Origin of the sequence: Maledivibacter sp., assembly GCA_025210375.1 — a bacterium.
GTDB lineage: Bacteria > Bacillota > Clostridia > Peptostreptococcales > Caminicellaceae > JAOASB01.
Genome location: JAOASB010000050.1, coordinates 1 through 12,454 on the forward strand (window position 1 = coordinate 1; position 12,454 = coordinate 12,454).

9 protein-coding genes are annotated in these 12,454 nt (G+C 30.7%); 7 read left to right on the forward strand and 2 right to left on the reverse strand.

The annotated features are described in order from the left end of the window. Positions 1-271 (forward strand): FAD-binding protein (locus tag N4A68_17035; protein MCT4565998.1); only part of this gene is annotated, 271 nt, incomplete at its 5' end. A 399-nt stretch (positions 272-670) separates the two neighbouring features. Further along, positions 671-1,540, forward strand: a complete 870-nt coding sequence (locus N4A68_17040) for a radical SAM protein (GenBank protein MCT4565999.1) — start codon at positions 671-673, stop codon at positions 1,538-1,540. Positions 1,541-1,789: 249 nt separating this feature from the next. Here N4A68_17040 and N4A68_17045 read toward each other — a convergent pair whose 3' ends face one another. After that, positions 1,790-2,170: a helix-turn-helix transcriptional regulator gene (locus N4A68_17045; protein ID MCT4566000.1), complete on the reverse strand. Its 381-nt coding sequence runs from the start codon at positions 2,168-2,170 to the stop codon at positions 1,790-1,792. A gap of 242 nt (positions 2,171-2,412) precedes the next feature. On the opposite strand from N4A68_17045, the gene N4A68_17050 reads away from it, so the two are divergent. The 5 genes from N4A68_17050 to N4A68_17070 all read left to right on the forward strand — a co-directional run bounded on the left by N4A68_17050 (position 2,413) and on the right by N4A68_17070 (position 11,852). After that, on the forward strand, positions 2,413-4,527 hold the full coding sequence (locus tag N4A68_17050) for an ATP-dependent helicase (GenBank protein MCT4566001.1): 2,115 nt from the start codon (positions 2,413-2,415) through the stop codon (positions 4,525-4,527). Positions 4,528-5,030: 503 nt separating this feature from the next. Then, positions 5,031-8,462 carry a pyruvate carboxylase gene (locus N4A68_17055; GenBank protein MCT4566002.1) on the forward strand — a complete coding sequence of 1,144 codons (3,432 nt, stop codon included), beginning with the start codon at positions 5,031-5,033 and terminating at the stop codon, positions 8,460-8,462. Positions 8,463-8,681: 219 nt separating this feature from the next. Then, on the forward strand, positions 8,682-8,957 hold the full coding sequence (locus N4A68_17060) for a hypothetical protein (GenBank protein ID MCT4566003.1): 276 nt from the start codon (positions 8,682-8,684) through the stop codon (positions 8,955-8,957). Positions 8,958-8,977: 20 nt separating this feature from the next. Continuing rightward, positions 8,978-9,325, forward strand: a complete 348-nt coding sequence (locus N4A68_17065; GenBank protein MCT4566004.1) for a hypothetical protein — start codon at positions 8,978-8,980, stop codon at positions 9,323-9,325. 82 nt (positions 9,326-9,407) lie between these two features. After that, a complete protein-coding gene (locus N4A68_17070) occupies positions 9,408-11,852 on the forward strand; it encodes a leucine-rich repeat domain-containing protein (protein ID MCT4566005.1) in 2,445 nt (814 codons plus the stop codon). Between the two features lie 269 nt (positions 11,853-12,121). Here N4A68_17070 and N4A68_17075 read toward each other — a convergent pair whose 3' ends face one another. After that, entirely contained in the window at positions 12,122-12,433 is a 312-nt protein-coding gene (locus tag N4A68_17075) for a hypothetical protein (GenBank protein ID MCT4566006.1), read from the reverse strand. Positions 12,434-12,454: the final 21 nt, after the last annotated feature.

The following is a 12,454-nucleotide window of genomic DNA, read 5'->3' on the forward strand; positions in this document are numbered from 1 at the left end:
ATCAAGAGCGGCTACAGACAATGGATGGATTGACCATGCATTACAAGTAGGACAAACAGGAAAAACAGTTAGACCAAGGATATATGTAGCTTGTGGAATATCAGGAGCTATACAGCATTTAGCAGGAATGCAGGATAGTGATTTTATAATAGCTGTAAATAAGGATTCAGGTTCTGCAATTATGAAGGTTGCTGATCTCGGATTAGTAGGGGATTTAAATAAAATTGTTCCTGAATTAACAGCTCAAGTTAAGGCTATGAACATAGCTTAATATATTAAATCTTGTTAGTTAAAACAGCTGACCCAATTAGGGCAGTTGATTTTAATAAAGTTATGGGTATTATAGTAATCCTATAGTATCATAACTATATAGTTATAGATGTACGCAGTTAAAGCTTTGCATGGAACATTCTATCAATATACTCAGCCATGATCCATCACCTTATATTATATATACGGAACAAAGATAGTACAACATTTGCAATACTTTATTAGCGTATATCTATTGTGTTTAGAAAGAATGCAACAAAACAACAACAACAACAATTAACAAAATCCTTGATTTTTTGTCAAGGATTTTGTTAAGTTTATATTATAATTATAATTGATATTATGTATATACGTAATAAAGTTAGTTTCAAAAATATTATATTTAATGAGGAGAGATAACATGAGATATGAAGGAGCTGTATATAGACCCCCAAGTGAAGCTAGGAGTCTTATAATACAGGTAACAATAGGATGTTCACATAATAAGTGTACTTTCTGCGATATGTATAAGGAAAAAAAGTTTAGAGTAAGAAAAATAGAAGAAATAATGGAAGATTTAAGGGAAGCAAGGGAGTATTATAGAAGTGTAAAAAGAATTTTCTTAGCAGATGGAAATGCCTTAGTATTAAGAAATAAAGACTTGAAAAAGATATTGCTAGCTATAAAAGAATTATTTCCCGAGTGTGAAAGAGTAGGCATATATTCTGCACCAAAGGATATATTGAATAAGACCGAGGAAGAACTTAAGGAATTAAATGAATTAGGTATAAAAATTGCTTACTTAGGGATTGAATCCGGTAGTGATGAGATATTAAAGGATACCAAAAAAGGTGTAACTTCCCAACAAATGATCGATGCGGGAAAAAAGATGGTAGCTTCTGGGATAGAGTTGTCAGTAATGATTATTTCAGGACTAGGGGGAAGGGAAAAGTGGAAACAGCATGCTCTTGAGTCAGCCAGAGTATTGAACGAGATAAATCCCCAGTATGCGGCACTTCTTACTTTGCTGATAAATCCTGGAACAGAAATACATGAAAAAATAGAAAATGGCGATATGGAATTATTAGATCCTAAAGAGGTTATGTTAGAAACGAAGGAATTAATTACAAATCTTAATCTAAAGAACTGTGTTTTTAGAAGCAATCATGCTTCAAATTATGTAGCCCTAGGTGGTGTATTTCCACAGGATAAGGAGTACCTATTAAAGCAATTAGAAGAAGCGTTGGATGAGAATTATGATTATAAAGATGAACTATTTAGAAGGTTTTAGAAAAACACTATTATAAATAAGCCTAATATACGAATATCATCATTGATTTGATTACTTAAGATATAAGCATATCTGATGGTATAGCTTTGAGGATTTCAAAACTACATGTAGTAGATGTTTTTTATAGAAAGTGATTATGCAATTTGCTCAATCAATAAATTTAGTTATATTTGTTTAGGTATTTGACAAATATAACTAAATTTTTGCTATTAAAAGGTCTTTTTTGGGAACCTATATTTTTTAGCTCTTTTATGGTTCGATGGAGTCCTTTTTATTCTCATAGATACTCAAATCCACTTCGACATCAAAGTTATCCGAATATTTTAATCCCCATTTAAACATTAAGCGTAGAACCGGTAAAACAGTTTGTCCATATTCTGTTAAAGAATATTCAACCTTTGGAGGAACCTGTGGGTATACCACCCTAGCGATTAGTCCATCACTCTCTAATTCCCTTAATTGTTGGGTTAACATTTTTTGTGTTATTCCAGGGAGCCTTCGCTTTAACTGACTAAACCTCAGAACCTTCTCCCTTAGCTGCCATAGAATTATACTTTTCCACTTGCCTCCAATTAGGTCTATAGATAGTGATAGGGGACACTGATAAGTTTTGGCTTTTATTTTGGACAATTAAATAACCTCCTTTAATCCAAAGAAATTTACATAGTATACATAAGGATACTATAGCATAAATGGAATACAATAAAAAAATATGACCGTACTTACCAAAAATGCATGTTTGTATCTAAAATTATATCATGTATTAAAATAGAATTCAAAATTTAAAATATAATAATATAAATTTTTATTATAAAGTTACACAAAACTTCTATATGATATAATAAAGGATGTCATATAAGGAGGTTTGTTGTATGAGCTTAGATTTTTTTGATTTTCTTAAAAGAAAATTCAACATAGATTTCAATAAAAAGCAAAAAACTGCTGTTTTACAGAAGAACGGTCCAGTTTTAGTTTTGGCTACTCCGGGGAGTGGAAAAACTACGGTTCTAAATGCCCATATAGCTTATTTGGTTTTCAAATATAAGATTAGACCAGAAAATATACTTGCCCTTACCTTTAGCAAGGCAGCGGCAACGGATATGAATGATAGATTTTATAATACCTATGGAGATTTAATACCAGAAGGTATTGGATTTTCTACTATCCACAGCTTTTCCTATAAAATTATTAGACACTATTATTATATAAACAAAATAAAGTATGAGCTTATTGAAGGTGGTAAAACACACTATAATAAAAGGATCATACTACAAAAAATATACAGGGATATAAATAATAGCAATATTAATGATGATAAATTGGACGAGCTTTCTAATTCCATAAGCTTTGTTAAAAATTTTATGATAGATGTTGAAGACTTTAATTCCCATAGGTTTCAGTGCAAAAACTTTGATAAAGTCTTTAAGGCCTATGAGAGCTATAAAAGAAATAATGAAGCAAATATGGTTTTGCTGGATTTTGACGATATGTTGATTGAAGCCAATAGTATACTTGAAAGCAATGACTATATTCTTAAAAAATATCAAAACCAGTACAAATATGTGATGATGGATGAAGGACAGGATACATCTCTTATTCAGAATAGAATAGTGGAGAAAATAGCCTTTCCCACCAATAACCTATTTATAGTTTGTGATGACGATCAGTCTATTTATGGCTTTAGAGGTGCTGACCCCCAGTATTTACTTGATTTTGAAAAAAGATATCCTAAGGCTAGTATAGTTTTTATGGAGCAAAACTATCGTTCAAGTCTCAACATTGTTGATGTTAGTAACAAATTTATAAATAATAATTCAATGAGATATCCTAAAAATATGGTTACGGAAAATGGGAATAATGGACCTATTAAAATAGTAAAGCTAGGAACTGAAAAGGATCAACTGGATTATCTAATAAGATCTATGAAACAAGATACTGGTATCACTGATATAGCAGTTCTATATAGAAATAATATATCCGGTATAGGATTAGCCCAGAGATTATATGAAGAGAATATTGAATTTTACATGAAGGATTATCTTAGGAATTTCTTTAGTCATTGGGTTTTAAATGATATTTTAAATTTTGTTAGATTCTCTTATGATGATACAAGTATTCCTTTATTACAATCAATATATACAAAATTCAATTCATATATTTCTAAAAGGGAATTGGAATATCTTAAAAGTCAAGATCAAGGCAAGTCGGTATTTGACAATCTAGTCACATTCCCTTATATGAAGGAATTTAAAAAGAAAAATCTAATGGGTTTCAAGAGGGATTTTATAACGCTTAAAGTAAAAAAGCCCTTAGAAGCTATAAAATTTATCAGACACAATTTAAAATATGAAGAAAGACTTGAGGGATATGCAGAGCTTACTGGTTATTCCATGGACAATTTGAAATATATACTAAATACCCTTGAAGAAATATCCGAAGGAACCCATACTATGCAAGAATTTGTGGACAAGCTAAATACCTTGAAAAGAGTAATGTATGAATCCAGGCATAACAAAAAAAATAATGCTGTAACTTTGTCTACACTTCATTCATCTAAGGGCTTAGAGTTTACCAAGGTATATATGATAGATTTAGTGGAAGGTCAAATACCTACTAAGGACAGTATTAAAATGGACTCTATGGGCGATACATCGGCTATGGAAGAGGAAAGAAGATTATGGTATGTAGGTATGACTCGAGCAAAGGAGAAGCTTGAACTATTGACTGTAGAATATAAAAATAATGAAGAAACTCAGCCTTCAAGGTTTATTAAGGAAATAGAGCAATTTATGTCTAAAAATATAAAAAAGGACTCCTCAATGCCCCTACATAAAGATTCCTTAGTAAGACATAGAAAGTTTGGTTTGGGGATAATAAAGGGCATAAAGGATTCATTAATCACAATAGATTTTGATGAAAAGGGATTAAAGCACCTATCCATTGATATGTGTATAAAAAGAAATTTACTAGAATTAATAAAACTATAGAAACTCCTAAGAGTATACTCTTGTATCAAATCATAATACTGAAAATATGAATATGGATTTAGGAGAAGGTAAATACTATGAAATGCTTGGACGGTAGAAATTAAAGCTATGTTTAAAATATAGCCTAAGGATGTTCTAATAATTAAAGATATAATATAATCTGTAAAAGAGGGATTTTCCTCTTTTTTTGATTTTATTAATAATTATACGTATAAAATATTTCATATGTGTAATTATTATATTTTAAATTTTTTAAATAGCATTATAGCATTTAAAAAAATTTATAAATATAAAGAAGTTTTATTAGGTGAAAGTTCTTGACATACGTCCAAACAATATATATAATAAATGCTAAAAATATTCGCAAATATTTCAAAATTATAAGAAATTACATTTAGTTAATAAATGTATATATATATAAAATCTTTCATAAAATGCAACATAATGTTTTGATTAATTCAAGCCTATATTTAATAATCCTGAAATTTTTAAGGAGGGAAAATATGTTAAGGGAAATAAACAAGGTATTAGTGGCTAATAGAGGAGAAATAGCTATAAGAGTATTTAGAGCTTGTAAAGAATTAGGTATAAGAACCGTTGCTATTTATTCAAAGGAAGATAAATATTCGCTTTTTAGAACTAAAGCCGATGAGTCATATTTAATAGGAGAGAAAAAGAGACCCATAGAAGCATATCTAAGTATGGATGAGATCATAAAAATTGCTTTGAAAAAAGGTGTGGATGCTATACATCCAGGCTATGGATTTTTATCTGAAAACCATATATTTGCAAAAAAATGTAAAGAGGCGGGTATCGAATTTATTGGACCTACAAGTGAAACTATAGATAATTTGGGGGATAAGATAAAGTCAAAGCTTTTAGCTAAAAGTGTTGGAGTACCCACAATACCAGGTGTAGATAAACCTATAACATCTGATGAAGAGGCCGTAGAGTTTGCTAAGCAATATGGATACCCTATTATTCTAAAGGCTGCCGCTGGTGGTGGTGGTAGAGGAATGAGGATAGTATACGCAGAAGAGCAAATAAGTAGAGAGTTTAGTAGTGCTAAGAATGAAGCCAAAAAAGCTTTTGGTATAGACGATATATTTATTGAAAAGTACTTAGAGGAGCCCAAACATATAGAAGTTCAAATTCTTGGGGACAAATACGGAAATATTGTGCATTTATTTGAAAGAGATTGCTCTATACAAAGAAGACATCAAAAAATAGTAGAGTTCGCACCTGCCATAGCCATAAGTGAAGAGCTTAGACAAAAAATATGTAATGATGCTTTAAAAATCGGAAAGGCTGTGGATTATGAAAGTGCGGGTACGGCTGAATTTTTAGTTGATAAGCATGGAAATCATTATTTTATTGAGATGAATCCTAGAATACAGGTTGAGCATACGGTTACTGAAATGATTACGGGAATAGATATAGTACAAAGCCAGCTTGAAATCGCTAAGGGTCATTCATTGGATTCACATGAAATTAATATACCTTCCCAGGAATCCGTTAAAACCAGAGGATATTCTATACAGTGCCGTGTAACCACTGAAGATCCCTTCAATAATTTTGCACCGGATACAGGGAAATTAGATATTTATAGAACTAGCTCAGGGTTTGGTATAAGACTTGATGGTGGGAATGGCTATACTGGCTCAATAATTTCTCCATATTATGATAGCTTACTTGTTAAAGTAATATCTTGGTCAAGAACCTTTGATGATGCTTCTAGGAAGGCCATAAGATCCATAAAAGAAACTAATATAAAGGGTGTAAAAACAAATGATACTTTTCTTATAAACGTCCTTAACCATGAAAAGTTCTTGAGTGGTCAGTGTGATACCCATTTTATAGATAAAACACCGGAATTATTTGATATAACACCTAAGAAGGATAAGGAAACTAAGATATTAAAATATATCGGAGAAAAAGTAGTAAATGAAATAAGGGGTACTAAGAGGGATTATGATATTCCCCAGGTGCCAAAGGTTTCTATTGACAATGGACTAAGGGGAACCAAACAGCTGTTGGATGTAAAAGGAGTAGAAGGGGTAATCGATTGGATAAAAAATGAAAAGAAACTTTTACTAACGGATACAACCTTTAGGGATGCTCACCAATCATTAATAGCTACGAGGGTTAGAACTAAGGATATGGTGAAGATTGCAGATGCAACATCGGTATATGGTAAAGATTTATTTTCCCTTGAAATGTGGGGTGGAGCAACCTATGATGTTGCATACAGGTTCTTAAGGGAATCTCCTTGGAGAAGATTGGAAGCCCTTAGAAGAAAAATACCAAATGTTCTATTCCAAATGCTTATAAGGGGTTCAAATGCAGTAGGATATAAAAATTATCCCGATAATGTAATAAGAACATTTATTGATGAAGCTGCTAAAAAGGGAATAGATATTTTTAGAATATTTGATTCCTTAAACTGGTTAAGAGGCATGGAGGTAGCATTAGATCAGGTACTACAGACCGATAAAATCGCAGAGGTTTGTTTATGCTATACAGGAGACATTCTAGATACCAAAAGGGATAAATACTCCTTAAAATATTATGTTGATTTGGCTAAACAAATTGAGAAAATGGGAGCCCATATACTTGGTATCAAGGATATGGCCGGACTACTTAAGCCCTATGCTGCGTCTAAGCTTATAAAAGCACTGAAGCAGGAGATATCAATACCCATACATCTTCATACCCATGATACAAGTGGAAATGGAGTAGCTACCCTTTTAATGGCAGCAGAAGCGGGTGTGGATATAGTAGATACTGCCTTTAATGCCATGGCGGGGCTTACTAGTCAGCCAGCCCTTAATTCCATAGTTGCTGCCCTAGAGAATACTGATTATGACACAGGTGTAGATCCTATGGATGTCCAAAAAATATCGGATTATTGGATGGATGTAAGAAAGGTTTATGAGCCCTATGAATCCGGTCTTAAATCAGGTACTGCTGAGATTTATAGATATGAGATACCCGGTGGACAATATTCGAATCTGAGGCCCCAGGTGGAAAGCTTTGGAATGGGACATTTATTTAATGAAATAAAAGAGATGTATAGAGATGTTAATGAAATTTTAGGAAATATAGTTAAGGTTACACCTTCATCAAAGGTTGTAGGGGATTTGGCGATATTCATGGTGAAGAATGGTCTTACCAAGGAAAATATTGTACAAAAAGGCAAAAATCTAGCTTTTCCGGATTCAGTAGTATCATATTTTAAGGGTATGATGGGTCAACCCGTGGGAGGTTTCCCAGAGGATATTCAAAAAATAGTGCTTAAGGGAGAAGAGCCTATTACATGTAGACCCGGTGAAATATTGGAGCCCGTGGATTTTGATAAGATAAGTAAAAAATTAAAAGATGAATTTAATATGAGTGCAAACATAAGAAATGTATTGAGCTATGCACTTTACCCTAAGGTATATAGTGACTATTTGAAATCACTACAAGAATATGGAGAATTGAGTAACCTTGAGAGCCATGTATATTTCTATGGACTAAAAGAAGGTGAAATAAGTGAAGTTGAGTTAGAAGAAGGAAAAATAATGATCATTAAGCTTGTAGAGGTCGGCAAAATAGATGAAGAAGGATTTAGGGCAGTGGTTTTCGAAGTTAATGGTAATAGAAGAGAAATGAGAATATTAGATAAAAACTATGGAGAAACTCAAAATGTAGATATAACTGTTATGGCGGATATAAATAATAATAAGGAAATAGGAGCTTCTATTCCAGGGACAATAACCAAGATACTTGTTAAAGAAGGAGATAATATACAAGAAAAGCAAAGTATAATTATTATAGAAGCCATGAAGATGGAAACAAATATATTATCCACTATAAAGGGTGAAGTAGACAGCATATTGGTGTCAGAAGGTCAGCAGGTTAAATCGGGTCAACTTCTAATAAAGTTAAAATAGTTTTAAAGGATAGGTGAAAGCCTATCCTTATAAATTTTGCAAAAAAGTTCGTAATTGTATACAATAAATGATATAATAAAGTGTTTTGTGGGTATTAATAATTAATAGACATTAAAAAAAGGATTAAGACATATAATTATTAATAAAAGTTGGACATTGGATATTATAATGATTACTGCTTAGGAGCCTACAAAATGTTTTTATGGGGGTGAAGTAATAATGGGTTTGACTATACAGCAGTTTTTTGATTATGTTGGTAGTATGACGGAAAATAAGCCAGGGGTGGTTTTAAAGGGGAAGAAGGATAGTGATGAAATATATTATAAAATACATATAGCCCATGATAAATTTTTTATTGATACCATTAAAGACATTGAAAGTCAAAAAAATATTGATGATAGATATATTTTGGATAAGGATGAAGTTCAAACTTTCAAGGTTAAGGTTATGGAATTATTGAAGAAAATTAATGTTGAGAACATTTACTTGGAATAGATTTGAGGTGCATAAAATAAATGTCGGATAATTGTGTAAGGGACAAATTTAAAATTGAATACTTTGAAAGAGTTAGTGTTTATAGGTATTATCATAAAGGCCAACTAATGGAACTAAATTCTTCCTTTGAAATAATTACTTTAAATATTTCCTTTGAGGGATTAGAGATAATCACCGATAAGCAATTTAGTGAAGAAGATATATTATTACTTAATATTAGGGTTGATGGTATACCCTTTGACAAAGTATTAGGGAAAGTAAAATGTATAAACAAAATTGGTGAAATGTATAAAATATGCTTAGAATTTATAGGTATACCAAATTTTTTGTTTGAAAAATTAAAAAGTATAAAAAATAATGAGGAATAGACCCTAAAGGGGTCTTTTAATTTTGCATGGTTTTGGATATAATTGTGGGGTATATAAAAATTATTACAAGGAGGACAATCTTTTGAAAAAGTTAATATCCATATCAATAATTGGGATTATGCTAATCTCAATATTTATACCCGTATATTGTGAAGATGAAATGATTAGTGACTCAATATCGGAAAAGAAAATTATTAAATTTGCTGATTCAAATCTGGAGGCAGCAATTCGTACTATAATAAATAAGCCCGTAGGAAACATATTGGTTGATGAAGTAAAGGATATAAAAAAATTACATGCTTCAAATAAAAATATATCTAGCTTAGAGGGTATAGAATATCTAAGGAGTTTACAAGAATTATTGCTTAAGGAAAATAATATTTCAGACATTACACCTATTTCAGAACTCAAGAATCTTAGATACCTAAACCTGTGGAAAAATAATATTAATGATATTACACCTTTGAAAGATATTACCAATCTACAACAACTAGACCTGGATAGTAATAAAATAACGGATATTGATTCTTTAAAGGGATTAACCAATCTTAGGGCTTTAAGACTTGGTAGTAATAAATTAACTGATATTAGTCCTATACATAACCTAACAAATTTAGAGTATCTTTGCTTATGGTCTAATCATATAACGAATATTGAACCTTTAATCGATTTAGAAGGACTTACAGAACTTAGATTGCCCTATAATGAAATTCAAGATATAGCTCCATTAGCTAACCTAAAAAAATTACAGACTCTAAATTTGAATAATAATAATATAAGGGATATTAATCCTTTAAGTGAACTAACCAACCTCAAGGCACTTTATATGATTAATAATAATGTAAGAAATATAGATTCTTTGAATAATCTAAAAAATATGGAGAGGTTAAGATTTGATGATAACCATATTAGCACTGCAAAAGGGCTTGAGACATTAAATAATTTAAAATTTCTTACCCTATCAAAAAATCAAATTTCTGATATTACTTCATTGAAGGGAATGAAAAAGCTAGAGGTTTTAGATTTAAAAAATAATCGGTTGATGAATATACAGGTTTTATCAGAACTTAATTCCTTAGAAAAATTATTTTTAGATGGAAACAGTATTTATAATATTATTTCTTTAAGTGATAATCAAAAGCTTATTACTTTATCCCTGTCAAATAATTATTTATGGGATACAAGACCATTAGGACTGTTGGTAAATCTAAAATACTTAAATTTAAGCAACAACAATATAGACAATATTGAATCCTTAAAGCATTTATCAAGCCTTAGAGACCTATATGTAGGTCATAACCATATTGAGGATATAGAGGGTTTAAAAGAAAATACTGAGCTTAAGAATTTGTCAATTGAGGATAACAATATTACCAGATTGGATAGTATTACTGGCTTGATAAATTTAGAAACCCTAAATATGGCGGATAATCAGGTTTCAGATATAAGTTATTTAAATGGCAATACAAATTTAAAGGTTTTAAAGATATATGATAATCCAATATCTGATTTTAGTCCACTGTATGAGCTTAATAATCTAGAGATTATTAGAACTATTGATTATAAGTCCCCTAAAGCTGGAATTACTGTAGAAGGAAGTGTTACAGATTTTTATAATGATCAGCATAAGGGCTCGGATACATACATAACAATGATAGATTTATATGGACAAAATAATAAACTCACCATGGATGTAACCGATGAACATGGGGAATTTAAAATACAAGGAGTATTTCCAGGGGAATACAAGATAGTATTTACTAAAAGAGGATATAAACCTTTAATTATGCATAGGACTATTGATTTGAATAATAATGAAATCAATGCAAAATTAGAACTGGATTCACAAATAAACTGGGCAAGTAAGGAAACTGAAAGAACGGTATATAATTATAAGGATGGTATGGAGATATCAGATGTAGAAATAGTCCTTCAAGAAAAACGATTAATGGAAATTGAGAAGTTTTTTGATATCAAAATAAAAGATAAAGTCAATTTCTATATCTGTACATATCCAGAGGAAATATATGAGCTTGCATATGATACTAAGGATTATTATGCCCTTGGAACCTATAAATCAAGTACCAATTCATTATATACAATAGGTAAAGCCTTTGATTTCCATGAAACCTGTCACGTGGTGGAGTATGGATTCAATCCTAATTACAATTTACCCTTAGGAGAGGGCTTAGCAGTATATTTTGGTAACTACAATATTGGGTTTCCTATGGCTTTAAATAGACCTGTTGATGATTTAGCTAGGGAGCTTATGATAAAAGGCGAATTAAAGGATATACAGACGTTGTTTAAAGGATTTAATAAGGGAAATGATTATATAGCTAATGGGTCCCTAGTAACATTTCTATTGAAAAATTATTCCCATCAGCAGTTTAAAGATTTATTTAAGTCATTGCCAAATAAACCTACACAAGAAAATATAGAAGGTGTTTTTATGACCATATATAATAAATCAACTAAAGAAATACAAAATGAATGGTTAAGCTATTTAAAAGGTAGGATAAATTAATTAAAACCGGGGAAAACTCGGTTTTGTTTTCTTTTTTGAATCATTATTCAAGTCTAACTTTTTTTCAAAAGTAGATTTTAATAAATTCATATGTGTATAAATATTTATGTACGTGGATAGGGAAGAGCTTCATTTATCTTGACATTGTTTATCCTTAGTGTCACTATGGATACAAGATTTATATATTTTAGGATAAATATACCAAGACTTAAGCAAATTATTTAATAATGTATATAGAAATATATCAATGAGTATTCTAAAAGATCCAGTTATTGTGCTTTATTAAGCTCTTCATCAAGTTTTCTAATTTTTTGGCTATTACGTGAAGTTTTTGAGAGTAAAGAATCAACATCATCATCAATTCTAGAAATTTCCTTTTCTATAGTATTCAATTTTTTATAAGCTTTATCATGTTGCTCATAAACATCACCGAAGCAATGTTGCATGATTTTTCGATTTCCAGTAATCTCTTTTCTATTTACTTTAACCTCTCCGCTTAAAGTGTCGATTTTTTCATCTATGGAGTCTAATTTTTTCATAATTTCTTTAAACATTTTTTCCATTTGATTACCACCTTTCAAGTCTCAATCTCCTAATCTAAG